Consider the following 26476-nt stretch of genomic DNA (forward strand, 5'->3'; position numbering starts at 1 on the left):
ACAGAACATTAAAAGATAAATTAGGAGTATTCTGTAATTTATAAAGGGCCTGAGATACCCTCTGTAATGCATAAAGAAGGATAATCTCCACTTTACATAAATGCGGATCGTTTTCGCAATAAGCCGGCTCTGCAAACCGCCCTACAATGCGAAATCAGGACTCTCTTAATCGTAGTCTTACTGAGAGGAAGTGGGGATTCTGTCTCAGGAATAAGAATATCCTTATAATAGCCATCAAAATGCTAAAGGCTGCATAACTAAAAAAACAGTAAAGTCCACAACTAAATAAATATATAAAGCAGAAGACGCCATCGTGTTTAATTAACGTTTAACTTCATGCATCGATGTATTGAAGATATATCGCCACGCTAAATATTCACGCGGCTGATATATCGAATACCCTTTTTTGCTTAAACGGCCTGTTTTTTTAAACATCACATTTTGGCCGGTAGCCTTCATGCTCACATGGGCCGATGAGCACGCACTATGTATTGTACCTGAATTGAAACAGGCTGGGGCCAATCCACTGCCGCGTGACTAAGGCTATTGTCAGCGGGCACAGTGGTTTTCAGGTTCCGGGCAACTGACAACGCCCTGCCGTCGTACCCTTGCGCCCAACACGCCAACAGCAACAGAGGCGAGTTCCGGGCGCTGATTCGTCGCACGGCAAACGCGTTAACCGGTATGCTCATGTTTAGCGCATCCCTGGCAGCACCCACAACCCACTGAGCTTGCCACGCTGGAAAAAGGCGTCACCTTCACGCGCGTGCTGAATCGCCGAAGCAGAACAAACACGACAGCGTTGACCATTACGACACCGATCAGGCAAAGCGCACTCACGCCAGGGTGGCTGCGGAAGCTGACGCTCTGATAAAACAGCGTGGCGACAGAACAGGCGACATTCAAACCCCAAAAGAATGAAAACAGCATCCAGTTTCTTCCGGCCTCGCGGGCAATCGCCCCCATAACCGAGACGCAGGGCACGTAAAGCAGCACAAAAATTAAGTAGCTGTAAGCGGCAAAGCCGTTGCCAAACTTCGCACTCATCACGCCCATCTGCCTGGCATTCATTTCACTGTCTCCTTTGCTGGCCTCAATAGGATTTGCCAGCGCGCTCAGGCGAAACGCCGCTTGCAGACTGTTGCCGGTTTCTGTGAGTGCATCGCCCAGCTCACCGAACAGATCAAAGTGCTGCGGATCAAAGGCACCGCTTTGCACATCTTCTCCGACATAGAGGCTGTTCAGCGTTCCCACCACCACTTCCTTTGCCATAATGCCGGTGACCAGGCCCACAGTGGCCTGCCAGTTATCCGGAGCGATCCCAATTGGCCACAGTGCCGGCGTAACGACTTTGCTGGCTGAGGCCAGGGCGGACTGGTTGATATTGTCCACCGTCGATCCGTTAAACGAAAAGCTGCTGAACAGACCGATAACCATGCTCACTAAAATGATGACCCGTCCGGCACGGATGATAAACATTTTCAGGCGCTGCCAGGTCTGGATCAGCAGGCTCTTGAGATGGGGACGGTGATAGACGGGCAGCTCCATCACAAACGGAGACGCTTCTCCACGCAGTAGAGTGTGTTTCAGGATCAACCCGGTGATAATCGCCACCGTAATGCCCAGCACGTAAAGGGAAAAGACCAGGCTGGCGCTGTAAGCCCCAAAAAACGTGGCGGCAAATACAGCAAAAATGGCCAGACGAGCGCCGCAGGACATGAAGGGCGCAATCAGCACCGTAAGTAAGCGCTCACGGGGTGTGTCGAGTGTGCGGGCGCCCATAACGGAAGGTACATTGCAGCCAAAGCCGACGATTAAGGGAACAAAGGATTTACCGGGCAGGCCCAGTGACTGCATCAGGCGATCGATAACAAATGCCGCACGCGCCATGTAACCGGAGTCTTCCAGAAAAGAGAGAAACAGATACATCAGGCCAATTTGCGGCAGAATCGGTAGCACGGTATTGATTCCGGCACCGATTCCCTGTGCCAGAAATACCGTCACCCAGTCAGGAAAGTGAAAGTGAAAACCCAGCCATTGCGTGCCATGAATAAACAGTGCCACCGAACCGCTATCGAATAGTGGCTGGAGGGCGGCACCAATATTGATCGACAGAACAAACATCAGGTACATCACACCCAGAAAAACGGGAATACCTGCCCACCGGTTGAGCACGATGTTGTCCAGTCCTTCAGTCAGCGCGCCCGGCGCTGACTGCTGAATATTACTGACGGCGGCACAGAGCGTCGCAATGACCTGATAACGGCTGTCGGCGATCGCCATCGCCGGATCGCCACCAGCCGCCCGAATAATCTCGGGCAAATGCGCTACAGCCGCAGGACAAACCTCACGGCTGTGAATATCGCCTTCCAGTAGCTGTAACGCCAGCCAGCGCTGTTTTTGCCCGCTGATATCGCCGGGCATCATAGCGCAGAGCCGGGAAATCGCTGCTTCGATCCCGGACGGGTACACCACCGGCGGCGGCGCGATCTCTTTTTGCCAGCTGTCAATCGCGTCTTTCAGCTTAGCAATGCCGTCAGCACGGGTAGATGTCAGGGAGACAACCGGACAGCCCAGACGGGTTGAGAGTGCCGCGAGATCGATGCAAATGTTATGGCTGTCCGCAATATCCTGCATAGTCAGCGCCACAATGCAGGGAACCCCCCGTTCCAGTAACTGAAACGTCAGAAAAAGATGACTCTCCAGGTTTGAACTGTCGACCACGTTCACAATCAGGTCGGCACGATCGTCAAACAGGTATCGGCAGGCGATGCTTTCATCAACAGAGCCGTCCGCCGAACAGGTGGTGAGTGAGCGGGTGCCCGGCAAATCCACCAGTCGTACATCCGTTGTGGCGGTAAAAAACTGCCCTTCTTTACGTTCGACAGTGACGCCAGCCCAGTTGCCGACGCGCTGACGTGCGCCAGTAAGCTGGTTAAACAGCGTGGTTTTGCCGGTATTTGGGTTGCCAATCAGGCCAATCTTCAATGTTTTCATCGGCGTATTTCTTCCAGCATGACGGACGCCAGGTCCTGCTGCCTGACCGCAAGGCTGACGCGACGCGTGCGGATCTGCACGGGATCGCCCAGCGGTGCAATCCGAACGACCTCAATCAGCGTGCCGGGTAACATGCCCATGGTTAATAATTTTTGCCGCCAGGCGGGATGAATAGAATGTTGGTATCCCCTGATGCGATAGGTTGTACCTGGTGTAATTTGCATGGCCTTATCCGTTCCGGTAACAGCAGAAAGGGATTATACAAATGATAACTATTCTTGTTTATTGATCTGGATGGGCAGAACCCCAGGAAAGCAGAAATGAATGTGGCGGCGGCGATCGGGATAAGCAGGCCTGTTCAACAACGGGCCCAGGCCAGCGCAAGGCCGTGCGCTGGCAGGGTTTGCAACATGGCCGCCGGCCTGTCTGACTTAAATAAAATTAAACCTTGCTTAATACGTTCAACCTCTATAGTGTAGCGACATCGGTTTGGAACACAGACCTTATGAAAGCAGTTTTAGTAAAGCAGTCCTCAGTTCAAGCGTCATTCCCAGATGCCCTTCTTCATGAGCCTCCTCCTAAGTGCCCAATAAGTAAAATCTGCAAAACAGGCCATCTTCGTCACCTTGTGTGGCTCAAAATGAAAAGGACACCTCAATGTCAACTAAAATGACTGGTTTAGTAAAATGGTTTAACGCTGATAAAGGCTTCGGCTTTATTTCTCCTCAGGACGGCAGCAAAGATGTATTCGTACATTTCTCTGCTATTCAGAGCAGCGATTTCAAAACATTAGATGAAGGCCAGAAAGTGGAGTTCTCAATCGAGAACGGCCCTAAAGGCCCTTCAGCTGGCAATGTTGTTGCTCTGTAACAGCTGATGCCCTCACGACCGCTTACGATAGCGATGATGGCAACAGCCTGAGCAGTTAAGTCGTTGTGAAAACAACCCGCCTTGTGCGGGTTTTTTTATGCCTGTCATAAACTGCATTCGCCCTCGCGGCAGCCTTCCAGAATATTTTTCGCCCTTCATTACGCCATCACGCCTGACATCCACTCACCTCTGCATCGCTTGCACGAATAATGCCAGTGGGAGAAAAGCGCCGGGCAGCACGTTTCCATTCTTATTATTTCAAAGCGTTATTATATTCGCGTGAAAATACAGGCCTGTGTTGTGCAAAATAACGACGCATGGCCGCAATCCCTGGACCTTTTTATTATTGCCAGATCACAATAATGTATCTGATGGTACATTTTAGCCGCGCTGCCTTTTATCATTGAAGCGATGTCCCCCAACGGCTCGCTAACATCTTCTCTCTTCAGAAAAGCCGCTTTTATTTCTTAGTTACTGTCATAGATCACATTATTTAGCGCGTCACTATTAAGCTAATCATTTTAATACCGATAAACCTTTATCACCTTTAATCGGGATTACCGCCATGCTTAAAAACCTTAAAATTACGACGGGTATTGTTGCCGTATTATTTCTTTTTAGTGCGCTATTGACCATTACGGGCTTTCTTTTTTATTCCTCAGTCAGTCAGGCCGGGCGAAATTTCTCGCATACTGAACAACTTACGCTACAGCAACAGCAGTTGAGCGACAGTGTACAAACGCTGATTAAAACCCGCGTGACGATCAGCCGCGTGGCGATTCGCTTCCTTAAAAACCAGAAAGATCCGGCGTCACTGGCGTCTATTGCCAAACTGCTGGAGGTGGCAAAACAATCCGCCGATAAAGCTGATGAGTATTTCCAGGCTTATAAGATTGCACCCGCATTACCGGGTCAGCATGCTGAGGTGACAAAAAATGTCGAGGCAGCTTACAACAAGATGCACGAAACAATGCTCGCCTCAGTAGACTTCCTGAAAAATAATAATTATCAGGGTTATGGGAATCTTGATGCGCAGGAGGCTCAGGATAATCTGGATAAGGCTTATCAGACATGGCGCAGTGCGAACTACCAGTTAATGAAGCAGATCGCCGCTGAAAACGATAGCAACTACAGCAATATGCTGTGGACGTTGCTGATTATCGCGATCATTACCCTTGTCACCGTTGCCACTGTTTGGGCCGGTCTGAGAACCCTGCTGCTGGAACCGCTGAGCATGGCGACGGATTACATGCGTGCTATCTCTGCCGGTGATCTGACTCAGGAGATCGCCAGTGAGAGTCAAAATGAAACCGGCAGACTGCTTCGCCAGCTCGAAGAGATGCGCAGTGCGCTGGTTGTCACCATCCGCTCTGTGGATGATGCCACGCAGTCAATTTTTACCGGCGCGGCAGAAGTTTCTGCCGGCAGTACCGATCTCTCCTCGCGCACCGAACAACAGGCCGCAGCCCTTGAGGAAACCGCAGCCAGCATGGAGCAGCTCACCTCAACGGTAAAACTGAACGCGGAAAATGCTCAGCAGGCAACCACCATGGCGAAAGACGCCTCCGTGATGGCCTCGCAGGGTGGGCAAATTGTGGCGAAGGTGATTAATAATATTGAGCAGATAAGTGAAAGCGCTAAACAGATCGCGAGCATTATCGGCATTATTGACAGCATCGCCTTCCAGACCAATATCCTGGCCCTTAACGCCGCAGTTGAAGCCGCACGGGCCGGAGAACAGGGCCGCGGGTTTGCTGTGGTCGCCGGTGAGGTCCGTTCCCTGGCTGGTCGCAGCGCCAGCGCTGCCCAGGAAATCCGTGTGCTGATTGATCAGTCAACGCAGCGCGTAAGCAGTGGCTCGGCGCACGCGTCAGAAGCGGGTGATGTGATGGAAAGCATCGTAAAATCCGTTAACAGCGTGACGCAGCTCATGGCGGAGATTGCCTCAGCCTCGGCTGAACAGACGCGCGGCATTGAGCAGGTGAGTAAAGCGGTCTCTGAAATGGATGGCGTTACGCAGCAAAACGCCGCGCTGGTTGAAGAGTCGGCCAGTGCCGCTGCATCGCTGGAGGATCAGGCAACGCAGTTACGTCAGTCGGTAGCGGTGTTTAACACAGGCAGAACCCCGGCCAGCGGTCAGAATGTGCTGCGTAAACCATCGCTGAAGAAGTCTTTAGCGGAGAGCACCAGCGCTGGCCTGTCAGCGGAAAACTGGCAGTCCTTCTGATCGCTTAACCGCAGAGCAAGGTTCCGCTCTGCGGTTAAGCCTCTCATCAGATGATGGAGATGACGCCGCTGCGTTATCGTCAGTGGATAGCCGCACGCACGTCACCCGTGTTGAAGTGATTCGCGCAGCACATGAAGCGCCGCCCAACTGGCCTCTTTAATGCTGCCGTCTTTACCAAACAGCAGTGGCCCGGTCGCCAACGCGTCCCCCGCCTTCGGTGTCGCAGCCGTGCGGTGTGGCGTATCCCAAACGCCCCACGTTAAAATAGCGGCAACGCCCGCCTCCAGAACCAGTGAAAGATAGCGTTTGTACAGACCGGCAACCGCCATCGGCCGGCTCTCGATCGGCACGCTGCTGTCATCCACGTCCAGTTCGGTGATGTACACCTTAAGGCCAAGCGATTTCACGTCGCGAATAAATGCCGCCAGTCCTGGCCCAAAGGCGGCATGGGAACCAACCTTAAGATGAGACTGGATGCCGAGCGCGCCAATCGGGATGTGTCTGGACTGCAAGTCGCGCAGCATCGCCAGTACCGCCGCCCGTTTTCGCTGCCCGTTAGCATCGTCACTTTCAAGCCCGTAGTCGTTGTAGCAAATTACCGCATGGGGATCGGCCTGATGCAGCGCCTCGCAGGCAATATCCATATAACGCGTACCAAGCCGCTGATACCAGAAACTGTTGCGCCATCCACCAGGTTGTCCGTCGGCGGGATTGATGATTTCGTTAGCCACGTCCCAACTGTGAATCTGCCCGCGGTAGCGGCCCGCAACGGTCGCTATATGCTGCCTCAAAACCTTCTCCAGCTCAGCCTCATCAGCAATAGCCTGTACCCAGTCCGGCAGGGCGCGGTGCCAGCAAAACGTATGCCCGCGAAGCCTTATCCCCTGCTCGCGGGCAAAGGCGGCGATCGCATCGGGCCCGGCGAAATCGTAGCGATCGCGCGCGGGATGGACGGCCATCCATTTCAGTGCGTTTTCCGGGACGATAATGCTCGCCTGACTCGCCACAAACTGCCGATAGTGCGCATCGGATTGCAGACTGTCGGGCCTGACGGCAAAACCAAACAGCAGATGACTTTGCGCCGCAACAGTTTTAAGGGCGGGAAAAGGCGGGATGGATGCCAGAACCGGCAACGGCAGTGCGGCACCCAGCATCAGCGCCGCGCTGCTTTTCAGAAACCGGCGTCGGCATGGCGAGGTTGAGGTAAAGACGGTATCGGTATGACGTAGTGCCACGATGCCTCCGGATTTTAGTGGGCAACATTCCGGCCACGTTGGCCCGGCCCCTGCTTTTTTATAGCGCCAACCGGCCTCGCCGTCTGCCGCGATTCTTTGCATTCTGGTTAAGATGCGTTTCAGACTGTAAATAAAGCAATGTCAGATTTCGTGCCGGGAAAATGTGGCCTTATCAGCTGGCATCGGCGGCGCCTGCTGGCGGGTAAAACAGATGAAAAGACGTACCCTTCCGTCTGCCCTGTACGGGCTACATTCATCTCACCCTTCTTGTCGGTCTCGGCACATTGCATTCGCCTGGCGCACGGGTTGATAAGCCGAATTAAATAACGAAGATTTTCCTTTGCTAAGCTAAAAGATATCCCTTATTCGTTTAACCAAGGAGAATGCTATGACGCAGCTTAAAACCCGCCAGCTCGGCAACAGTGGTATCAACGTGCCGCTTCTGACTTTTGGCGGCAATGTGTTTGGCTGGACGGTAGACGAGAAAACCTCGTTTTCCCTGCTTGATGCGCTGGTTGAAAAAGGTCTGTTCTTTATTGATACCGCAGACGTCTATTCCCGCTGGGCACCAGGCAATCAGGGTGGCGAGTCAGAAACCATCATCGGCAAATGGCTGAAGAAAAGCGGCAAACGCGACAAGATCGTGCTGGCGACAAAAGTCGGTATAGAGATGTCGCCAGAGAAAAAAGGGCTGAAACCCGCCTATATTCGCCAGGCCGTGGAAGATTCCCTGCGCCGCCTGCAAACGGATGTTATAGACCTCTATCAGGCACATCGCGACGACGAATCCACGCCGCTGGCCGATACGCTGGGCACTTTCGATGCACTGGTCAAAGAAGGAAAAGTGCGGGCGCTGGGTGCTTCCAATTACAGCGCACAGCGGTTGCAGGCGGCGCTGGATATCAGCAAGCAGCAGGGGCTGGCGCGCTATGAAACCCTGCAGCCGGAATACAACCTTTACGACCGTGAAGGTTATGAAAGTGAACTGGAGCAGGTCGCACGCGACAACCACCTTGGCGTGATCAATTACTATGCGCTGGCCAGCGGCTTTCTGAGCGGTAAATACAAGAAACCTCAGGATGCCGCGAAAAGTCAGCGCGGCCAGGGCATTGTGGATAAATACCTGAACGAACGCGGCTTGCGGATTGTTGAGGCGCTTGAAGATGTCGCCGCCTCGCATGATGCTTCGGCTACTCAGGTTGCACTGGCCTGGCTGATTGCTCGCCCGGGTATTACGGCACCTATCGTCAGCGCCACCTCCCTGCAACAGCTTGATGAACTGGTAAAGGCAACGGAACTGGCCTTGAGTAAGCAGGAGATTGAAGAACTCTCCCGCGCCAGCAAAGCCTGAAGCGAAAGGGGTGCTCCGGCATCCCTTTTTTTACGCTGCCTCACAATAAATGCCTTTTCTGTTAAAAACATATTCGTTCAGAGAGAGCTGTCACACTTGCGTTAATTACTTATTATCTTGACGTTATATACGCACGGATTTGCAAAAATTGACATTTAGTCAGCATTATTCTCTGCCCTGTCAATTACTGTCATTCACACAAGAATAACGACTATGAATATGCAAAAAGCAGTGCAGTTTATGCCTCGCCTGGCCGCGGGCACCCTGATGTTTACGATGCTAAGCGCCTCCGCACTGGCCGCTGATGCCTTCAGCTACGATTCACCTTATCTGTTTGGTGACTGGAACGGTTCGCGAACACAGCTGGAACAAGACGGCATTAAATTAGACGTTAATTACACCATGGAAAGCGCCGCAAATCTGGGCGGCGGTGCCGATACTCATACCTCGATGCGTTACAGCGATCAATGGGCTTTCGGGGCCAATTTTGATCTGCAAAAACTCCTCGACTGGCAGGATACTCAGTTCCAGGTGACCATCACCGATCGTAATGGTCGCAACATCTCCGATCAGGTTGCCGACCGTCGCACCGGGATGCTCTCTTCGACACAGGAAGTCTACGGCCGCGGCCAGACCTGGCGACTGACGCAGTTCTGGTTAAGCAAAGGTCTGTTCGATAACACAGTGAATGTTAAAGCCGGCCGCGTCACCGTCGGAGAAGACTTCGATAACTTCGACAGCAAGTTTCAGAACCTGGCATTCGGCAGCGGTCAGGCCGGTAACTGGCGGGGCGATCGCTGGTTCAACTGGCCGGTATCCCAGTGGGGCGGACGGGTGAAGGTTAACTTTATCCCTGAGGTTTTTTTCCAGGTTGGTTTCTATAATCAAAACCGCGCGAACTACGACCGGGGCGACGGCTTCCGTCTTGATACCAGCAATTCTGAAGGCAACCTGGTGCCGGTCGAACTGGGCTGGAAACCGACTTTCGGCCCGGAGAAGCTGCCGGGTAATTATCGCATCGGCTACTACTACTCGTCGGCAAATGGCGATAACTACGGCAGCTGGCGTGATGGCGCCTACCAGAGCAAAGACCATGCCTACGGCGGCTATGTGCTGTTACAGCAGCAGCTTACGGCACAAGGCGGTGATGTCAGCCGTGGCCTGGGCGTCAGCCTTCAGGCGGTCATGAACGATCATAAAACCTCTAAAACAGATAACTACCAGTCCATCAGCTTTACCTGGAAAGGGCCGTTTGATGCCCGTCCGCAGGATGAGATTGGTGTGGGGGCCGCGCGTATTCATGTTAACAGCGCCTATACGCGCTCGCTGCGTCAACAGAACGACGCCAGCGGCCAAACCGACTTCAACAGTCCAACCTACCTGCCCATTCAGGACGGGTCGGAATACAACTATGAAATTTACTATAATGCCCAGCTGACCAGGTGGCTGCAGCTGCGTCCTAACCTGCAATACGTGGTGGCACCGGGTGCGGTCAGTGAGGTGAAAGATGCCTTTGTGGGTGGTATCAGCGCTAACGTAAACTTCTGATTCCGCCCTCATGCCAGCCGGGCAGGTGACCGCATACGGCTGGCAGGTTACATTGTGCACGTGGCAGCGCCCCGGCGTGCCACGCTGGCTCACCTGCCCCCGTGCGGGTGACCTTCCCTTCCGCTACCAGCGATATGCGCAAATTTTTGCAAGTCATGCCTCATGTGATGCGATATAACCGTATCCTACGCGTTCAGACTGTCAGGAAAAAAATGAAAACCTACGTCAGCAAAGCTTTCTCAGCCGAAAAGGCCTGGGGCGCTCTCGACATTGCTAATTTTGAAGGCACAACCGTGCGCCTTCACTGGACAGACAGGCCTTACAAATGGCATATCAATGATGGCCAGGAAGTGTTTGCCGTGATGGATGGTTGCGTTGATATGCATTACAAGGAAGCGGGAGAAACGAAGACAATCCGTCTCGAAACGGGGGATGTTTTCTATGCCAGTATCGGTACCGAGCATGTCGCCCATCCCCAGGGTGAAGCGCGAGTGCTGGTGATCGAAAAAGAAGGTTCAGTCTGATTCTGCTGGATTGCCCTTCTGCCCGCCGGGCCGTGAGCAATCCCCCCACCATCTAAGGACCATCGCCATGAATGCGTTAATCAGTCTTGAGAATCTGGGGCCGCGCATCTGCATTATGGGGCCGTCTAACAGCGGAAAATCAACGCTTGCGACTGCGATCTCACGTCACACCGCCCTGCCTGCCATTCATCTTGACCAACTTTATCACCTGCCCAATACCCACTGGCAGCCCAGAGAGAAAGCTGAATTTTTGCATTTACATCATCAGGCTATTCACCAGGATTGTTGGGTAATGGACGGCAACTACACAGCCTGTCTTAACGAACGACTGGCGCGAGCAACCGGCTATATTCTGCTTGATGTCCCAATGCCCGCCAGCTTGCTGCGTTACGTCAAACGTTGTTACGCCACTGCCAGCCGGCCAGGCGCGCTTAAGGGCGGTGTGGATAAGGTGAACTGGGCGATGATCACGCACATCGCGTTGATAACACCGGGAAACCGCAGGCGCTATAAAACGCGCTACTCGCATATCGATCTGCCCAAATGCTTTTTGCAGGGCACAAAGGCGATTGATGAGGCTTACAGGCGCTGGAATTTGGCCAGGTAATCCGCGTATTCTTGTTCGGGCTCGGTCGTGTCCGGCCTGGTTGTCTTGCGGGAGGCGTTGCGCTTTACCGCCTCCGGTGCAGCCAGCCCGGCCTCTGCCGGTGAAGCACGATATTCGGTCGTTTTTATTCTGATAACAATGCCTTTCGCGACGCTAACTTGCAGGGAGACAGAAAATGGAAATAATACTGGCAGATGACAGCCACGTTCCGGCAATACAACAGATTTACGCCCATCACGTATTACAGGGCACGGGCAGTTTTGAAATCGTCCCGCCCGACGAGGCAGAGATAGCCAGTCGGCTGGAGAAACTTCGCGCCGACGAACTGCCCTGGTTCATCGCACTCAGTGAAGGACAGGTTTGTGGCTACTGCTATCTGGGCTTTTACCGGCCCCGTTATGCCTATCGTTTCACCCTGGAGGATTCCGTGTATATCGCGCCGGCGTTTCAGGGAAAGGGCATTGGCAAACGCCTGCTGGCCCACGCTATTCACTGGGCAGAGTCCCGCGGCTTTCGCCAGATGGTGGGAAACGTAGGTGACAGTGCCAATACGGCCTCTATCGCCCTGCACCGTGCCGCCGGTTTTACCGTCACCGGCACATTAACGTCGGTGGGGTTCAAGCATGGCCGCTGGCTGGATACGGTGCTGATGCAGCGCACGCTCGGTGACGGAGACAGCACGCTACCTGAAAACTAAGCCTGGCCTGGCAGGCCTGCTGTTCTGAAAAGGGCGTTTTCAGGCGGTGAAGCCCAGCTCTTCTGAAATGGCCTGCGCCGTGGCAACCACCTTCGCCATCAGATTCTTCGCGCCAATCTGCTGCAGCTTGGCCGTAGGCAGGGATACCGAAACCGCATAAGGGACACGCTGCTGAATATCGAACACCGGTGCCGCAATGCAGGTGACGCCCAGTTCATTTTCTTCGCGGTCCATTGCGGTGCGCTGCTGTAGAATATCGTTGAGTTCCTGCTGCATCTCGGGCAGCGTGGTAATGGTATTTTTCGTCAGTTGCTCAATGCTGTCCTGATGGTTTTGCCAGTATTGCAGCAGGTACTCTTCGCTGCCCCAGGCCAGAAAAATTTTGCCCATGGCTGAACAGTAGAGCGGCATATGCTGCCCGATGTAGGCGCGGGTGCGCATCATGCCCGTCGTCGGTTCTAACTTGTTGATCAAGACAACGTGATCGTCTTCGCGGCTGGAGAAGTTGACGGTTTCACCCACGTCCAGATTCAGTTTTTCCAGATGTGGCCCTGCCACGTGAATAATATTGAGCGACGACAGCGCCTTCTGACCGACTGAAATAAACTTGGTGGTTAAGCGATAACTCCCGGGCGAAGGCGCCTGGGTCACGTAACCGCTGCTGTGCAGCCCCTGCAACAGGCGATGTACGGTGCTTTTGTTCATGCCAGACAGTTCAGCAAGATGGGCTAGCGGGCAACCGTTAGGATAATTACTTAACAATTCTATTAACTGCAGGCCACGAAACAGGCTTTGTGTCCCTAAGGGTTTATCGCTCTTCGTTTCCTTTGCTTTATCCACTTTCACCGCCATCCACCAACCCTCTCCATTTCTCACTTCCCGAACGCGCTAACGCATGATGTTAACTCAAGGCTTACCGACAGGGAATCTTTAGCTTTTTAGTGTGGTCGGGCGCACGCTTCTCGTCGTGACAGAAGTGCGCTGTTCATCACAAATTCAAAACAATATTTTAACTTACTGTTTCTTATAGATAAATATCCGCTCTCCTTCTTTGCTTTTCCCCGGCGTCAGGAATACTATTTTTTGGAATAGTATTTCACATATTGAAATTAGCAACGAGCGGTCGCCGCTCTTGCTGCCGATACTCACCAGGCGTCACGGGAGGCAGATAATGCAACCTCATTCGGATAAACCGGTTCTTACACTCAGCCATATCACCAAACGCTTCGGCGGCAATCCCGCGGTTAATGATGTGAGTCTGGACGTCTTCCCCGGCGAGGTGGTGGCGCTGCTGGGGGAAAACGGCGCAGGTAAATCCACCCTGATCAAAGTGCTGGCTGGCGTATATACCAGCGATGAGGGCCAGATTACCTTTCAGGGAAACGTCACGGCATCCGCCGCCGCGTTGAAAACGGCAACCAGCCAGCCCATCGCATTCATTCACCAGGACCTGGGGCTGATTGAGTGGATGACCGTGGCGGAAAATATGGCACTGGTGATGGGATTCAACCGCCGCTTTGGCCTGGTCAACTGGCGGGCGGTGCGTGAGCGGGCGCGTTCGGCGCTGGAGGAAGTCGGTATTCAGCTGGACCCCGATGCCCGCGTGTTTGAACTGTCGCGGACAGAGAAATCGCTGCTGGCCATCGCCCGTGCCGTCGCGGTCAACGCCGAAGTGCTGGTGCTGGATGAGCCCACCGCCTCGCTGCCCGCCAACGACGTGCGTCACCTGTTTGGCGTGATTGAACGCCTGAAAAACCGCAACGTCGGCATGATATACGTGACTCATCGCCTGGATGAGGTGATCGAAATTGCCGACCGTATTTGCGTGATGCGTGACGGTAAACGCGTTGCGGAAGGCGTCACGGCAGATTACAAGCTTCACGATCTGGTGGAAATGATTGTGGGCGAGGCGCTGGAGAGTAACCAGCGCCTTGCGCTGCCCGAGGCGCGGCCGCCGGTGCTGTCGCTGAACCAGCTGTGCATTGACGAAGTCGGGCCGGTTTCTTTTAGTCTGCAGCCAGGTGAGATGCTGGCACTGGCAGGACTGCGCGGAGCCGGTCAGGAAGAAATAGGCCGAATGCTGTTTGGCCTGAAGCAGGCCACCAGTGGACAGGTTATTTTTCGCGACAACCCCTGCCACCCACGCTCCCCGCGTGAGGCAATGGCAGCGGGCATCTCACTGGTGGCAGGCGACCGCACGGGCGAAAGTCTGGTGATGTCGATGAGCGTGCGTGAAAACCTGTTTATTAACCCCTGCGCCAGCGGTCATCGGCTGATATCGCACTATGGTCGCCGCGCCGAGCTAGGTGCCAGCTGGTGGAAAGTCCAGCTGTTCGACGTGCGGCCCAAAGACGTCAACCTGGATATCAGCGCCCTGTCCGGCGGCAATCAGCAGAAGGTGGTTATGGCCCGCTGGATGCACCTCAACGCGCCGCTACTGATTCTTGAAGATCCTACCGCTGGCGTGGATGTCGGCGCACGCGAAGAGATTTATCACCTGCTCAATAAAGCCCTCGCCGAAGGCGTGGCGGTGCTGGTGATTTCCAATGACCTTGAAGAAATTGCTCATATCTGCAACCGCGCGCTGGTGTTTAACCGGGGCCAGGTGGTGGGTGAGCTGAGAAATGAACAGGTTACGTTTGCAGGTTTACTGGAGCTGGCCTCGGCCAGTTCTGCTGCTCCATTAGCTACCGTCTGAACAGGCAGTCAGGAGAAACGAAATGTCTAAAACCTCGGTGAAGTCTACCGCGCTCGAACAACGGGTCAGCCTTGCTCAGCATGGCTTTGCGCCGTGGTCGATGCAGATCCTCACCCGCTATGGGCTACTGCTGTTATGTGTGCTGTTAGCGTTACTGTTTTCAGTTCTGTCCCCAACCTTTGCTTCGATGTTGACCGTACAGGCGATTCTGTCCAGTAAGGCAAAAATTGCGCTGCTGGCGCTGGCGGCCACACTGCCAATGATCGTTGGCAAAATCGACCTCAACGTCGGTTTTGGCATCGTGCTGTGGCACATTCTGGCTATTACGTTGCAGGTGGAATATGGCTTTTCCTGGCAGATGGCGGTGCTGACGGTGCTGGTGCTGTCGGCCCTGTATGGCCTGCTTAACGGCATTCTGGTCGCGCTGGCAGACATTGACAGCTTTGTCGCCACGCTGGGCTCCGGCACGGTGCTGTATGCGATTGCGCTGTGGCACTCCGGCGGCCGACAAATTGTGGGCGATTTACCGGACGCGTTCAGCGCCCTGCACAGCACGGAAATCCTTGGCATTCCGATTGGCGCATTCTATGTGCTGGGCCTGGCGCTGGCGCTATGGCTGGTCACCGAGCATACGCCGCTGGGAAGATGCATGTATGCCGTGGGGGGCAACCCCGTCGCGGCACGCCTCAACGGCATCGCCGTTAATAAGTACGTCATTGGATCCTTTATCGCCTCCAGTTTCATCACCGGCTTCAGCGGCGTACTGATTGCTGCTGAACAGGGCGTTGGCCAGGCCAGCGTCGGGATGGATTACCTGCTGCCTGCCTTAGTCGGCGCCTTTCTGGGCAGCACCACCATTCGTCCGGGACGGGTTAACGTTTGGGGCACCGTAGTGGGCATCGCGATTCTGGCTATTGGTATCGCCGGTATTCAGCAGTTTGGCGGCGCCTTCTGGGTTGAACCCTTATTTAACGGTGCCACGCTGTTGTTGTCGATTACGCTTGCCGGCTACGCCCAGCGTCGCCGTATGTTGAACCAAAAAGCTGTCGTGCGCAGTCAGAGCACGCCAGCAACAACACCTGACCCACAGCAAAAAACCATCACACCAGGGAACTCATTATGAAAAATCCGGTATTTGGTCTTTCTCTCGTTGCCATGCTGGTCGCCTCTCTGCCCGCTCATGCAGACAGCTACCTGGAACAGGCCACCGCGGCCGTCGCCAAAGCCACGTCCAGCGCTACCACCTGGGACGGCCCTACCACAGGGCCGAAACTCCAGGCGAACAAGAAACTGATTTTTATCGCCTCAGATATGAAAAATGGCGGCGTGCAGGGGGTTCAGCAGGGGCTGAGCGAAGCGGCGAAAGTGGCGGGCTGGAAGCTGGATACGCTGGACGGTGCGGGGTCGGTGAAAGATCAACTGGCCGCGCTAAATCAGGCTATTGCCCAGCGCCCTGACGGCATCATTATTGGCGGCTGGAACCCCAACGTCGCCAAAATGCCGCTCAAAAAAGCGGTCCAGCAAAAGATAGTGCTGATGGCCTGGCATGCAGAGCCACAGCCTGGCCCGATTAAGCAGTACGGCATTACGGATAACATTACCTCTGACTCAAATGAGGTTGCCCGCCTGGCGGCACAGTACGCGGTGGTGAAATCAGGCGGTAAAGCTCAGGTCATCATCTTTACCGACTCGCTGTACAAAATCGCGCTGGATAAAGCCAATGCGATGAAGCAGGAAATTGAAAAGTGCAGTGAGTGTAAGGTGATCGACTTTATTGACACGCCGCTGGCCGATACCTCTAACCGTATGCCGTCGCTCACCTTCAGCTTGTTACAGAAATACGGCGACCGCTGGCAGTACTCGCTGGCGATTAACGATCTCTATTTTGACTTCATGGCACCGGCGCTGAAAACCGCAGGCAAGGGGGGCAAAAACGCACCATACAATATCTCTGCGGGCGATGGCTCTGTCTCGGCCTTCCAGCGTATTCGCAATGGCGAAAGCCAGTCGGCAACCGTGGCGGAACCCTTAAAACTGCACGGCTGGCAGTTGCTGGATGAGTTCAACCGCGCCTTCGCTGGCCAGCCGCCTTCTGGCTATGTCACGCCTGCGCACTTAATTACTCAGGAAAATATTAGCCGGGATGGCGGACCGCAAAATAACTATGACCCCGAAAACGGTTATCAGCAGCACTATAAAACCATTTGGGGCGTGAAGTAACGGAGGCCAGCAGCATGCAGGTAGAAAAACTGTGTTCCCCTGCCATCTGGGCCGAAGGCCCGGTATGGCTGCCGCAGCACGATGCGGTGGTATTCAGCGATGTCAAAGGCAACCGCATGTACTGCTGGCAGCGCAACGGTGAGCTCAGCATCTGGCGTCATCACGCTAACTATGCCAACGGCAATGCCCGGGATGGGCAGGGACGCGTAGTCAGCTGCGAACACGGCCGCCGGGCTATCAGCCGGACCGAACTGGATGGCACGGTCAACGTGTTGATCGACAAAGTTGAGGGCAAGCGCTTTAACTCGCCCAACGATCTGGCGATCCGCGCCGATGGCACCATCTGGTTTACCGATCCGCCTTACGGGATCGTTAACGATCACGAAGGCTATCTGGCCCCGAGTCAGGTGATTGGCTGCTATCTCTACTGCTTCGATCCCGCCACCGGGCAGCTCAGCATAGCGGCCAGCGATCTGCAACGGCCTAACGGGCTGGCGTTCTCGCCCGATGAAAGCCTGCTGTATGTTGCTGATATGTCGGTGGTGGACTTTCCAACCCTGGGACGCCACCAGCTCCGGGTCTATCAGGTTAACGGACGCGAGCTGTCGCCCGGCCAGTTTTTTGCCGATGTCACGCCGGGCTTTCCGGACGGATTCTGTGTCGATTCTCACGGCGACATTTACTGTAGCTGCGCGGACGGCGTGATTATTTTTAACCCTGACGGAGAGCGCAAAGGCAAAATCCCGATCCCTGAAACGGTATCCAACTGCACATTGGGTGGACCGGATAATAATGAACTCTATATCACCGCAAACACGTCGCTCTACCGGGTAAGGCTGCGCTAAGCCTTCTGCTCAGGCAGGGATGCCGCACGCGTCAATCAGGTCAGCCTCTGTTGGGCTGACCGGCCCGTCTCTGGGCAAAACCTGGCGAATAAGCCAGAGATCACAAAAGTTGACAATAAAAATAATCCTTTGATTTTTATTGATTAATTTTTCGGTCATTTCTTTGACTGGCCCGTATTTTCCTCATAGCATTTAATTGAAATGACATTCCACATTATGAAATAAAGCGGCAACGCTGGGAGTATCAGTCGTATGAGAATCAGCTATCAGCAGTTGTATGAGGAGTTTCTCCGCGTACTTACAGGTCGCAACGTGCCTCAGGATAAAGCCGAAGCCTGCGCGCGCATGTTTACCGAAACCAGTCTCAACGGCGTGTATTCCCACGGCGTAAACCGCTTCCCGCGGTTTATTCAGCAGCTGGATGCTGGCCATATCGTGCCCGAGGCGGAGCCACAAAAAGTCCTGTCGCTGGGCGCGATCGAGCAGTGGGACGCGCAACGCGCCATCGGCAATATCACCGCGCACGGGATGATGGATCGTGCCATGGCCCTGGCATCGGATCACGGTATTGGGCTGGTGGCACTGCGTAATGCCAATCACTGGATGCGCGGCGGCAGTTATGGCTGGCAGGCAGCGGAAAAAGGCTATGTGGGCATTTGCTGGACGAACTCCATTGCCGTGATGCCGCCCTGGGGCGCGAAAAGCGGCGCTATCGGCACCAACCCACTGATCATCGCCGTGCCAGGCGAGCCAATCACCATGGTGGATATGTCGATGTCGATGTTCTCCTACGGCATGCTGGAAGTGAATCGTCTGGCCGGTAAGCGCCTGCCGGTCGATGGCGGATTTGATGATGAAGGCAATTACACGCGCGATCCGGCCACCCTTGAGCAAAACCGTCGCATCTTACCCATGGGTTACTGGAAAGGCTCCGCGCTGTCGGTGGTACTGGACATGCTGGCCACCCTGCTCTCCAACGGCGCCTCCGTCACCGAGGTCACACACGATAACGGCGATGAGTTTGGTATTTCACAGGTCTTTATCGCCATTGATGTCGACCGCCTTATCGACGGTGAAACCCGCCAGCACAAACTCGACCGCATCCGTAACTCGGTTATCCATGCTGAACGGGCCGACAGCGCGCAGGCGATCCGCCTGCCCGGCGATAAGTTTCCGCCGCTGCGGGCTGAAAATCAGCGACTTGGCATTCCGGTAGATGAGCGCGTCTGGGCGCGTATCCAGGCGCTGTAGGGAGGAAATCATGATCACCGGACACATCGCGAATACCGACCCGCGTCACTATCCTCCGGCGATCGCCAACGCGATCGCCTGCCTGACCCGCTACGACCTGCACACCCTGGCGGCGGGACGGTATCAGGACAGTGAAACCGGCTGGATTATGCAGGTACTGGATCTGCACACCGTTCCGGCCGAGGAGAACTACCCGGAAGCGCACCGCCTGCACATTGATGTGCAGTACCTGGTTACGGGCGAAGAAGTCATCGGCGTCGCAACGCAGCCTGTGGATTTCGCGGTGCATCAGCCTTACGACCACGAGCGCGACATTATTTTTTACCAGCACGTGCCGCATGAGACCCAGGTGCGCATGCTGCCGGGCACCTTTGCCGTGTTTTTTCCGCAGGATATCCACCGCCCAAATTGCGCGGTGGGCACGCCAGGACCGATTCGCAAAGTGGTGATCAAGATCCCCACCCGCGATCTGGCGTAAGCAAGGAGAAAGGTCATGAGTCTGACATCAACTGCCGTTAACCGTGAAAAGATCCCTGCCCTGCGCTGGTTACGGATCATTCCGCCTGTCCTGATCACCTGCATCATTTCCTATATGGATCGGGTCAATATTGCCTTTGCTATGCCGGGCGGAATGGACGCCGAACTGGGCATCAGCGCCTCAATGGCTGGTCTGGCGGGCGGCATTTTCTTCATTGGTTACCTGTTTTTGCAGGTGCCGGGCGGCAAGCTGGCCGTCTACGGTAACGGCAAACGCTTTATTGGCTGGTCGCTGCTGGCCTGGGCAGTCATTTCGATACTGACCGGCATGGCAACCAGTCAGTACCAGCTGCTGGCACTGCGCTTTGCGTTAGGGATCGCCGAAGGTGGCATGCTGCCGGTGGTGCTGACGATGATCGGCAACTGGTTCCCGGATGCCGAGCGTGGCCGCGCCAATGCCATTGTGATCATGTTTGTACCGATCGCCGGGATCATTACCGCGCCGCTCTCCGGCTGGATCATCACCGGCTGGGACTGGCGCATGCTGTTTTACGTGGAAGGCGCGTTATCGCTGGTCGTCATGGTGCTGTGGCATTTCACCATCAGCAACCGGCCGCAGGAGGCGAAGTGGATTTCTCCGGCTGAAAAGCAGTATCTGATTACGACCCTGCACAACGAGCAACTGATGATCAAAGGACAGAACGTACGCAACGCTTCTCTGCTTAAGGTCATGCGCGAGCCTGTAATGTGGCGGCTGATTCTGGTCAATTTCTTTTATCAGACCGGCATTTACGGCTACACCCTGTGGTTGCCCACCATTCTGAAAGAGCTGACCCACGGCAATGTCGAGCAGGTTGGTATGCTGGCCATATTGCCCTACGTCGGGGCGATCTTCGGCATGTTTCTGTTTTCTGTCCTTTCGGATGCAACCGGGCGGCGCAAGCTGTTTGTGGCGCTGCCACTGGCAGGTTTTGCGCTGTGCATGGCGCTGTCGGTGTTGCTAAAAGCGCATATCTGGTGGTCCTACGCGGCGCTGGTGGGCTGTGGCGTGTTTATTCAGTCTGCAGCGGGCGTGTTCTGGAGTATTCCGCCGCGCCTGTTCAATGCCGAGGTCGCGGGCGGGGCACGTGGCCTGATCAACGCACTGGGCAACCTTGGCGGCTTCTGTGGACCTTATATGGTCGGCGTGCTGATTGCGTTTTACAGCAAAGATGCCGGGGTTTACAGCCTTGCCATTTCGCTGGCGCTGGCTGCGCTGCTGGCAATGACCCTGCCTGCCCGCTGTGACTCTGCCAAACGGGAGGCATTATGAAACGCTGGCTGGGACTGGACTGCGGCGGCACCTTTATTAAAGCCGGACTCTACGACGGGCAGGGCCGCGAGCTGGCCGTTGCGCGGCAAAACCTGCCGGTACAGGTACCAGAGCCGGGTTATGCCGAACGCGATATGACGCTGCTCTGGCAGCAGGCGGCAGCGGTCATTCGCGAAGTACTGACCCGCAGCGGTCAGAATGCCGCCGACGTCGCTGGATTAGGCATCTCAGCTCAGGGTAAAGGGCTGTTTCTGCTGGATAAAGATCGCAATCCGCTGGGAAATGGCATCTTATCCTCCGATCGTCGCGCTCTGAGCCTGGTGCAGCAGTGGCAGCGGGAAGGCATGCCGCAAAAACTCTATCCTCTCACCCGACAGACGCTCTGGACCGGCCATCCGGTGTCGCTCCTGCGCTGGCTAAAGCAGCATCAGCCCCAGCGCTACGCCGCAATCGGCAGCGTACTGATGGCCCACGACTACCTGCGTTTCTGTCTGACCGGCGAGCTGGCCTGTGAAGAAACGAACATCTCTGAATCCAATCTGTACGATATGCAGGCGGCAGACTGGTCGCCCGCGCTGGCTGAGATGCTGGATATCAGCGAGATCGTGCCGGCGTTGCCCCCGATTGTGGCATCAACGCAGATTGCCGGCTATGTCACCGCGCAGGCTGCTGCCGCATGCGGGTTGCTGCCCGGCACGCCTGTTGTCGGGGGCCTGTTTGACGTCATGTCCACCGCGCTGTGTGCGGGACTGAATGACGCAACGCGCCTGAACGCGGTAATGGGCACCTGGTCGGTGACCAGCGGCATTACCGACTGCATTAGCGATGAAGCAGACTATCCCTACGTTTACGGTCGCTATGCCATTGAAGGCCAGTATCTTATCCACGAAGCCAGCCCGACATCGGCGGCAAACCTGGAGTGGTTCTGTGAACAGTGGGGCATCCGCGACTACCAACAATTAAATCAGTGGGTCGGGGAGCTGGAACCTGCCAGCAGCGCGCTGCTGTTTCTGCCTTTTCTCTACGGTACCAACGCCGGGGCCGACCTGCACGGCAGTTTCTTTGGTCTGCAGGCGGGTCACACGCGCGCGCATCTGGTTCAGGCCATCTACGAAGGCGTGGTGTTTTCCCACCTGACGCATCTTAACCGCATTCTGCAACGCTTTCCTCAGGTCACTGCCCTGCGTCTGAGCGGCGGCCCTACGCGCTCCGCGCCCTGGATGCAGATGTTTGCCGATGCCAGCGGTCTGCGCGTTGAAGTGCCGCAGATCAGCGAAAGCGGCTGTCTGGGCGCGGCACTGGTGGCGTTGACCGGCACCGGTGCTTACGCCTCGCTGCAGCAGGCCCAGCAGGCCCTGGCGCCAGATATCGTCACCTGGCTACCAGACAGCACACGGCATGCCCGTTATCAGCAGAAGTATCAGCGTTATCAGCATCTGATCCGCGTCCTCAGTGACGCACAAGGAGCCCCCTTATGAGCCTGCCTTTACTCCAGCTGGCGCTGGATCATACCGCGCTGGATGCGGCGCTGGATACCGCACAGCAGCTGCATCAGCATGTCGATATCATCGAAGCCGGTACGTTGCTGTGCCTGAGCTGCGGAGTCGAAGCCGTGCGCCGTCTACGCCAGCAGCATCCGCAAAAAACCCTGGTGGCTGACTATAAAGTGGCGGATGCCGGCGGCACGTTGGCAGACATGGCCTTCTCGGCGGGCGCAAGCTGGATGACGGTCATCTGTGCCGCACCGTTGGCAACGTTTGCCAGCGCGCTGGACGTAGCGCAGCAGCACCAGGGCGATATTCAAATCGAACTGTTTGGTCACTGGACGCTGGACGATGCCCGCCGCTGGCGGCAACTGGGGCTGAAACAGGCCATTTACCATCGGGGGCGGGATGCCCAGGCCAGCGGGCAGCAATGGAATCAGCATGACCTGGATACCATGAAAGCCCTGTCGGACTTAGGTTTTGCGCTCTCCATCACGGGCGGCATTACGCCTCAGGATCTTGCGCAATTTAAAGACATTGACGTGAAAGCGTTTATCGCCGGACGCGCCCTCAGCGATCCCGCCAGCGGCATTCAACGCGCAGCGGAATTCCATCAGGCCATTGCCAGCATTTGGGGAACAGTATGAAACGCCAGCATCCGTTAGGTATTTACGAGAAAGCCCTGCCCGCTAACCTCACCTGGCCTGAACGACTGGCGCTGGCAAAAGCCTGTGGCTTTGATTTTGTGGAAATGTCGGTAGACGAAACCGACGTGCGGCTGGCGCGCCTGAACTGGAGCAAAGAGCAGCGCCTGTCGCTGGTCAACGCCATGATTGAAACCGGCGTGACCATTCCCTCCATGTGCCTGTCGGCGCATCGCCGCTTTCCGTTTGGCAGTCACGATCCGGCGATCCGCCAGCGGGCAGACGATCTGATTGATCGCGCCATCCAACTGGCAAAGGACGTGGGGATCCGCACGATTCAGCTTGCCGGTTACGACGTCTATTACGAACCCCACGATGATGGCACCGTCGCGCGCTTTGCCGAAGGTTTGTCACGCGCGGTGCAACGCGCCGCCGCGGCGCAGGTGATGCTGGCGGTTGAGATCATGGATACCGAGTTTATGAACGCCATCAGCAAGTGGAAAGTCTGGGAGCAGCAGCAGGCTTCTCCCTGGTTTTCCGTTTATCCGGACGTGGGCAATCTCAGCGCCTGGGGCAATGATGTCACCGCCGAACTGACCCTGGGTATTGATCGCATCGCCGCGATTCATTTGAAGGATACCCAACCCGTGACCGCAAGCTCGCCGGGCCAGTTTCGGGATGTCCCCTTTGGTCAGGGCTGCGTGGACTTTGTCGGCGTATTCCGCACGCTTAAGGCGCTGAACTATCGCGGGTCGTTCCTGATTGAAATGTGGACAGAGAAAGCCGAGGAGCCGGTTGCCGAGATCGTTCAGGCCCGGCGCTGGATTGAACAGAAAATGCAGGAAGGAGGTTTAGTATGAGCATAGCCGCCATGAAAGAGCAGGTGCTGGCCGCCAACCTGGCGCTGCCGCGCCATCAGCTGGTGACCTTTACCTGGGGCAACGTCAGCGCCGTCGATCGCGCGCAGGGGCTGATGGCCATCAAACCCTCCGGCGTGGCGTACGACGGCATGACGGTGGACGACATCGTGGTCGTGGAACTGGAAAGCGGCCGGGTGGTGGAAGGCAGTAAAAAACCCTCGTCGGACACCGCGACGCACCTGGCGCTCTATCGCGCCTTTGCGGATATCGGCGGCATTGTGCATACCCATTCACGCCATGCCACCATCTGGGCGCAGGCTGGCCAGGATCTGCCCGCCTGGGGCACAACCCATGCCGACTACTTTTATGGGGCCATTCCCTGCACCCGGCTGATGACGGAGGCCGAAATAGCCCACGACTATGAACACAATACCGGTGAAGTGATTATTGAAACCTTCCGTACGCGCGGCATCAGCCCGACCGCGATTCCTGCCGTGCTGGTTAACGCGCACGGGCCCTTTGCCTGGGGAAAAGACGCCGATAACGCGGTCCACAATGCGGTGGTGCTGGAAGAGATCGCCTATATAGGGATTTTCTCCCGCCAGCTAACGCCCGGTATTACCCACATGCAACAGCCCTTACTGGACAAGCACTTTCTCAGAAAGCACGGAGCAAATGCCTATTACGGGCAGTAATCCACGGTGGTTATCTTACTCAGCAGGAGCGGTTAACTATGAACAGGTCGTTTCGTCTGACATCCCCTGCCGACCGGCATTATGGTCCGGCGCTTTGGGCAGGGTTTTGGGGCGGCAACGTTGCCAGCTTTGTAAAATGGGGAACGGAGAATCCATTTCCGCCCAGAACGCCTGACAGGGCGATTCCCCCTGCGGAGATGCTGCAGGATATGGGGATCAACGTCAGCAACCTGGTCTATCATTATTCTGGTCACGTGGTGAACTGGGGCGTTGCCGGGGTTCACCACCTGTTCTCAATCGTCTTCGCCCTGCTCTACTGCGCCCTGGCCGAGATCCTCCCGGTCGTGACGCTGGGCCAGGGCGTAGCGTTCGCCCTGCTCATTACCCTGGGCTTTCACGGCGTGATTTTGCCGATGAACGGCTGGGCACCGCCCTTGTGGCACCTGCCGTTAGCGGAAATCGCCTCGGAGACGTTGGGGCATATTCTGTGGATGTGGACGATCGAGATCTTCCGGCGCGCCATGGGCGGGAGCGTCAGTTCGCGCGCGCCCGCGTAGTGCCTGTATCCCCTCAAGTCATCATATTTGTTTAAGAACCCTCTGAAATCCCAACGGCGCACTTCTGAACCTGTGCGCCCAACTTCGTCGATCATCGCCATTTTTTCTGCAAAATCCGGCTATCAGGCAAAACTCTTTTTTCCTGGCTACTAAATGGCGGTTGATAATCGTTAAGGCATTTTTACAATACGGCCTACGCTTAACCCTGACCGGCTCGTTAAGGCGAACGCCGTGATTGAGTAAACTGACAGGCCTGTAACGCTCATGAAAATCGTCTCAATCCAGTATCTGCGCGGCCTGGCTGCGCTACTTGTGGTGCTGGCGCACAACTCATCGCTGTTAGAAAGTCACTGGACCCGGCACATTCCCGGCGCGCTGGGCGTGGACGTATTCTTTATTATCAGCGGCTTCATCATGACGTTTATTACGCATCAGTTTAACGAAGCGCCGACGTCGTTCATGGTGAAACGCTTTTTCCGCATCTGGCCGGTCTTCTTTGTGGTGTGGCTGCTTTCGTTCGTGGTGGTTTATCACGATCGTTCGCTTCAGGAGATGTCCTGTGCGCTCTACTTCTGCCTGCAGGATTACAGCAGCCCCGGGCCGACCTTTGGATTCAGCGCATTAGGTCCGCCGTGGACGCTTTCCTATGAGATCCTGTTCTACGCCGTGTTCACCGTGGCGATGTGCATAAACTATCGCTACCGTAGCTTCCTGTGTGCACTGATTTTCCTCGCCTCCAGCGTGGGCTTTCAGCTGTATTACAACGGCAGTTTTACCTTTTCCTCTCAGGTTTCGCCTGATATGGCAGTGACGCACTGGTGGCAGGCGTGGATCAAACTTATCAGCAATACCATCTGCATGGAGTTTATCTTAGGGATGATGCTGGCTGAATTAATCGTCAGGCAGAAGCTTCCTGAGCTGAATCCTCAGATGCGCAGAATACTGCAGGTGGGGCTGGTACTGGCGTTTGCGACAGCGCTGATGATTGGGCCGCAGCCGTTTGGCCTGTATGGCGGTTTCTGGCTGGCGGCGGCCATTATGAGCATCACGGTGATGCTGGGTTACCGCAAGGAAAGTGGTCATAACCGCACGCTAATTTTCTTTGGCGATATCTCGTATTCGCTCTATCTCATCCACTATCCGCTGATGATACTGCTGATGAACAGCCTGGCGGATAAAGCCTGGACAGACAATCTGATGATTTTCATCCTCTCCATTAGCATCAGCGTGGCGCTGGCCTCCGTGATGTTTTTCTGGATTGAAAAACCCGCCATTAAGGCGGGCAAACGCGTTGCTCACTGGTTATCAACGCCGTTGACGCTGCACAGGCGTTCGTAACCCTTTAAAAGCAGCGGCCGCCTGGGCCACTGCTTCGCC

Annotated in this window: 24 protein-coding genes; 20 read left to right on the forward strand and 4 right to left on the reverse strand. The window is 55.5% G+C overall.

Translation table 11 applies throughout. The features are described 5' to 3' along the window. Positions 1 to 675 precede the first annotated feature (675 nt). Together feoB and feoA are read right to left on the reverse strand one after the other, a co-directional pair. A complete protein-coding gene (gene feoB, locus GKC68_RS20580) occupies positions 676 to 2997 on the reverse strand; it encodes a Fe(2+) transporter permease subunit FeoB (protein ID WP_342656459.1) in 2322 nt (773 codons plus the stop codon). Beyond that, complete coding sequence (gene feoA / locus GKC68_RS20585; RefSeq protein ID WP_028723127.1) at positions 2994 to 3221, reverse strand: ferrous iron transporter A; 228 nt, start codon at positions 3219 to 3221, stop codon at positions 2994 to 2996. The genes feoB and feoA overlap by 4 nt, the downstream gene beginning before the upstream one ends. Before the next feature lie 433 nt (positions 3222 to 3654). Between feoA and GKC68_RS20590 the strand changes: the two genes are divergently transcribed. Both GKC68_RS20590 and GKC68_RS20595 read left to right on the forward strand, forming a co-directional pair. Next, positions 3655 to 3867: a cold-shock protein gene (locus GKC68_RS20590; protein ID WP_014606872.1), complete on the forward strand. Its 213-nt coding sequence runs from the start codon at positions 3655 to 3657 to the stop codon at positions 3865 to 3867. A gap of 565 nt (positions 3868 to 4432) precedes the next feature. Continuing rightward, complete coding sequence (locus GKC68_RS20595; RefSeq protein WP_288429079.1) at positions 4433 to 6094, forward strand: methyl-accepting chemotaxis protein; 1662 nt, start codon at positions 4433 to 4435, stop codon at positions 6092 to 6094. 101 nt (positions 6095 to 6195) lie between these two features. Here GKC68_RS20595 and GKC68_RS20600 read toward each other — a convergent pair whose 3' ends face one another. Further along, positions 6196 to 7329 (reverse strand): endo-1,4-beta-xylanase, encoded by a 1134-nt coding sequence (locus GKC68_RS20600; RefSeq protein WP_342656460.1) that lies wholly within the window; start codon positions 7327 to 7329, stop codon positions 6196 to 6198. Positions 7330 to 7717: 388 nt separating this feature from the next. On the opposite strand from GKC68_RS20600, the gene GKC68_RS20605 reads away from it, so the two are divergent. The 5 genes from GKC68_RS20605 (at position 7718) to GKC68_RS20625 (ending at position 12056) form a co-directional block, all read left to right on the forward strand. Then, positions 7718 to 8680, forward strand: coding sequence for an aldo/keto reductase (locus GKC68_RS20605; RefSeq protein ID WP_013024275.1), 963 nt, complete (start codon positions 7718 to 7720; stop codon positions 8678 to 8680). Positions 8681 to 8893: 213 nt separating this feature from the next. Beyond that, positions 8894 to 10228 carry a carbohydrate porin gene (locus tag GKC68_RS20610; RefSeq protein ID WP_342656461.1) on the forward strand — a complete coding sequence of 445 codons (1335 nt, stop codon included), beginning with the start codon at positions 8894 to 8896 and terminating at the stop codon, positions 10226 to 10228. A 212-nt stretch (positions 10229 to 10440) separates the two neighbouring features. Next, positions 10441 to 10752, forward strand: a complete 312-nt coding sequence (locus GKC68_RS20615) for a cupin (RefSeq protein WP_110983222.1) — start codon at positions 10441 to 10443, stop codon at positions 10750 to 10752. 67 nt (positions 10753 to 10819) lie between these two features. Next, positions 10820 to 11359, forward strand: coding sequence for a hypothetical protein (locus GKC68_RS20620; RefSeq protein ID WP_064366276.1), 540 nt, complete (start codon positions 10820 to 10822; stop codon positions 11357 to 11359). Between the two features lie 175 nt (positions 11360 to 11534). Then, complete coding sequence (locus GKC68_RS20625; RefSeq protein WP_047715317.1) at positions 11535 to 12056, forward strand: GNAT family N-acetyltransferase; 522 nt, start codon at positions 11535 to 11537, stop codon at positions 12054 to 12056. 39 nt (positions 12057 to 12095) lie between these two features. On the opposite strand, the gene GKC68_RS20630 is transcribed toward GKC68_RS20625, so the two are convergent. Continuing rightward, positions 12096 to 12908, reverse strand: coding sequence for an IclR family transcriptional regulator (locus GKC68_RS20630; protein WP_028723120.1), 813 nt, complete (start codon positions 12906 to 12908; stop codon positions 12096 to 12098). A gap of 319 nt (positions 12909 to 13227) precedes the next feature. Here GKC68_RS20630 and GKC68_RS20635 point away from each other — a divergent pair, with 319 nt between their 5' ends. From GKC68_RS20635 to GKC68_RS20695, 13 genes are all read left to right on the forward strand, one after another. Beyond that, positions 13228 to 14754, forward strand: coding sequence for a sugar ABC transporter ATP-binding protein (locus GKC68_RS20635; RefSeq protein ID WP_110956932.1), 1527 nt, complete (start codon positions 13228 to 13230; stop codon positions 14752 to 14754). Between the two features lie 22 nt (positions 14755 to 14776). After that, complete coding sequence (locus GKC68_RS20640) at positions 14777 to 15877, forward strand: ABC transporter permease (protein ID WP_028723118.1); 1101 nt, start codon at positions 14777 to 14779, stop codon at positions 15875 to 15877. After that, on the forward strand, positions 15874 to 16974 hold the full coding sequence (locus GKC68_RS20645) for a substrate-binding domain-containing protein (RefSeq protein WP_013024267.1): 1101 nt from the start codon (positions 15874 to 15876) through the stop codon (positions 16972 to 16974). Before GKC68_RS20640 ends, GKC68_RS20645 begins: the two co-directional genes overlap by 4 nt. A 14-nt stretch (positions 16975 to 16988) precedes the next feature. Then, entirely contained in the window at positions 16989 to 17819 is an 831-nt protein-coding gene (locus GKC68_RS20650; protein WP_028723117.1) for an SMP-30/gluconolactonase/LRE family protein, read from the forward strand. Between the two features lie 252 nt (positions 17820 to 18071). Beyond that, positions 18072 to 19070, forward strand: coding sequence for a 3-dehydro-L-gulonate 2-dehydrogenase (yiaK, locus tag GKC68_RS20655; RefSeq protein WP_028723116.1), 999 nt, complete (start codon positions 18072 to 18074; stop codon positions 19068 to 19070). Positions 19071 to 19080: 10 nt separating this feature from the next. After that, positions 19081 to 19548 (forward strand): YhcH/YjgK/YiaL family protein, encoded by a 468-nt coding sequence (locus GKC68_RS20660; protein WP_247101215.1) that lies wholly within the window; start codon positions 19081 to 19083, stop codon positions 19546 to 19548. 15 nt (positions 19549 to 19563) lie between these two features. Further along, positions 19564 to 20859, forward strand: a complete 1296-nt coding sequence (locus GKC68_RS20665; protein WP_047715316.1) for an MFS transporter — start codon at positions 19564 to 19566, stop codon at positions 20857 to 20859. Beyond that, positions 20856 to 22337 (forward strand): FGGY-family carbohydrate kinase, encoded by a 1482-nt coding sequence (locus tag GKC68_RS20670; protein ID WP_047715315.1) that lies wholly within the window; start codon positions 20856 to 20858, stop codon positions 22335 to 22337. The genes GKC68_RS20665 and GKC68_RS20670 overlap by 4 nt, the downstream gene beginning before the upstream one ends. After that, positions 22334 to 22990: a 3-keto-L-gulonate-6-phosphate decarboxylase UlaD gene (gene ulaD, locus GKC68_RS20675; protein WP_047715314.1), complete on the forward strand. Its 657-nt coding sequence runs from the start codon at positions 22334 to 22336 to the stop codon at positions 22988 to 22990. Before GKC68_RS20670 ends, ulaD begins: the two co-directional genes overlap by 4 nt. After that, the gene (locus GKC68_RS20680) at positions 22987 to 23847 is read left to right on the forward strand and encodes an L-ribulose-5-phosphate 3-epimerase (RefSeq protein ID WP_028723111.1); all 861 of its coding nucleotides are present in this window, start codon (positions 22987 to 22989) and stop codon (positions 23845 to 23847) included. The genes ulaD and GKC68_RS20680 overlap by 4 nt, the downstream gene beginning before the upstream one ends. Further along, the gene (gene araD, locus GKC68_RS20685; protein WP_047715313.1) at positions 23844 to 24542 is read left to right on the forward strand and encodes an L-ribulose-5-phosphate 4-epimerase; all 699 of its coding nucleotides are present in this window, start codon (positions 23844 to 23846) and stop codon (positions 24540 to 24542) included. The genes GKC68_RS20680 and araD overlap by 4 nt, the downstream gene beginning before the upstream one ends. A 38-nt stretch (positions 24543 to 24580) precedes the next feature. Continuing rightward, positions 24581 to 25099: a DUF1440 domain-containing protein gene (locus GKC68_RS20690; RefSeq protein WP_047715312.1), complete on the forward strand. Its 519-nt coding sequence runs from the start codon at positions 24581 to 24583 to the stop codon at positions 25097 to 25099. Between the two features lie 264 nt (positions 25100 to 25363). Next, positions 25364 to 26437, forward strand: coding sequence for an acyltransferase (locus GKC68_RS20695; RefSeq protein WP_028723108.1), 1074 nt, complete (start codon positions 25364 to 25366; stop codon positions 26435 to 26437). Positions 26438 to 26476 lie beyond the last annotated feature (39 nt).

This window comes from Pantoea sp. RSPAM1 (assembly GCF_038816185.1).
In the GTDB taxonomy this organism is placed as follows: domain Bacteria; phylum Pseudomonadota; class Gammaproteobacteria; order Enterobacterales; family Enterobacteriaceae; genus Pantoea; species Pantoea ananatis.

What these genes read in the sequence shown, in the direction of transcription:
- GKC68_RS20645 (WP_013024267.1), top strand. Translation starts at nt 15,874, where the DNA reads ATGAAAAATCCGGTATTTGGTCTTTCTCTCGTTGCCATGCTGGTCGCC.
- yiaK (WP_028723116.1), top strand. Translation starts at nt 18,072, where the DNA reads ATGAGAATCAGCTATCAGCAGTTGTATGAGGAGTTTCTCCGCGTACTT.
- GKC68_RS20595 (WP_288429079.1), top strand. Translation starts at nt 4,433, where the DNA reads ATGCTTAAAAACCTTAAAATTACGACGGGTATTGTTGCCGTATTATTT.
- GKC68_RS20615 (WP_110983222.1), top strand. Translation starts at nt 10,441, where the DNA reads ATGAAAACCTACGTCAGCAAAGCTTTCTCAGCCGAAAAGGCCTGGGGC.
- GKC68_RS20605 (WP_013024275.1), top strand. Translation starts at nt 7,718, where the DNA reads ATGACGCAGCTTAAAACCCGCCAGCTCGGCAACAGTGGTATCAACGTG.
- feoA (WP_028723127.1), bottom strand. Translation starts at nt 3,221, where the DNA reads ATGCAAATTACACCAGGTACAACCTATCGCATCAGGGGATACCAACAT.
- GKC68_RS20690 (WP_047715312.1), top strand. Translation starts at nt 24,581, where the DNA reads ATGAACAGGTCGTTTCGTCTGACATCCCCTGCCGACCGGCATTATGGT.
- GKC68_RS20620 (WP_064366276.1), top strand. Translation starts at nt 10,820, where the DNA reads ATGAATGCGTTAATCAGTCTTGAGAATCTGGGGCCGCGCATCTGCATT.
- araD (WP_047715313.1), top strand. Translation starts at nt 23,844, where the DNA reads ATGAGCATAGCCGCCATGAAAGAGCAGGTGCTGGCCGCCAACCTGGCG.
- GKC68_RS20610 (WP_342656461.1), top strand. Translation starts at nt 8,894, where the DNA reads ATGAATATGCAAAAAGCAGTGCAGTTTATGCCTCGCCTGGCCGCGGGC.
- GKC68_RS20660 (WP_247101215.1), top strand. Translation starts at nt 19,081, where the DNA reads ATGATCACCGGACACATCGCGAATACCGACCCGCGTCACTATCCTCCG.
- GKC68_RS20630 (WP_028723120.1), bottom strand. Translation starts at nt 12,908, where the DNA reads ATGGCGGTGAAAGTGGATAAAGCAAAGGAAACGAAGAGCGATAAACCC.
- GKC68_RS20640 (WP_028723118.1), top strand. Translation starts at nt 14,777, where the DNA reads ATGTCTAAAACCTCGGTGAAGTCTACCGCGCTCGAACAACGGGTCAGC.
- GKC68_RS20650 (WP_028723117.1), top strand. Translation starts at nt 16,989, where the DNA reads ATGCAGGTAGAAAAACTGTGTTCCCCTGCCATCTGGGCCGAAGGCCCG.
- GKC68_RS20635 (WP_110956932.1), top strand. Translation starts at nt 13,228, where the DNA reads ATGCAACCTCATTCGGATAAACCGGTTCTTACACTCAGCCATATCACC.
- GKC68_RS20695 (WP_028723108.1), top strand. Translation starts at nt 25,364, where the DNA reads ATGAAAATCGTCTCAATCCAGTATCTGCGCGGCCTGGCTGCGCTACTT.
- ulaD (WP_047715314.1), top strand. Translation starts at nt 22,334, where the DNA reads ATGAGCCTGCCTTTACTCCAGCTGGCGCTGGATCATACCGCGCTGGAT.
- GKC68_RS20625 (WP_047715317.1), top strand. Translation starts at nt 11,535, where the DNA reads ATGGAAATAATACTGGCAGATGACAGCCACGTTCCGGCAATACAACAG.
- GKC68_RS20680 (WP_028723111.1), top strand. Translation starts at nt 22,987, where the DNA reads ATGAAACGCCAGCATCCGTTAGGTATTTACGAGAAAGCCCTGCCCGCT.
- feoB (WP_342656459.1), bottom strand. Translation starts at nt 2,997, where the DNA reads ATGAAAACATTGAAGATTGGCCTGATTGGCAACCCAAATACCGGCAAA.
- GKC68_RS20590 (WP_014606872.1), top strand. Translation starts at nt 3,655, where the DNA reads ATGTCAACTAAAATGACTGGTTTAGTAAAATGGTTTAACGCTGATAAA.
- GKC68_RS20665 (WP_047715316.1), top strand. Translation starts at nt 19,564, where the DNA reads ATGAGTCTGACATCAACTGCCGTTAACCGTGAAAAGATCCCTGCCCTG.
- GKC68_RS20670 (WP_047715315.1), top strand. Translation starts at nt 20,856, where the DNA reads ATGAAACGCTGGCTGGGACTGGACTGCGGCGGCACCTTTATTAAAGCC.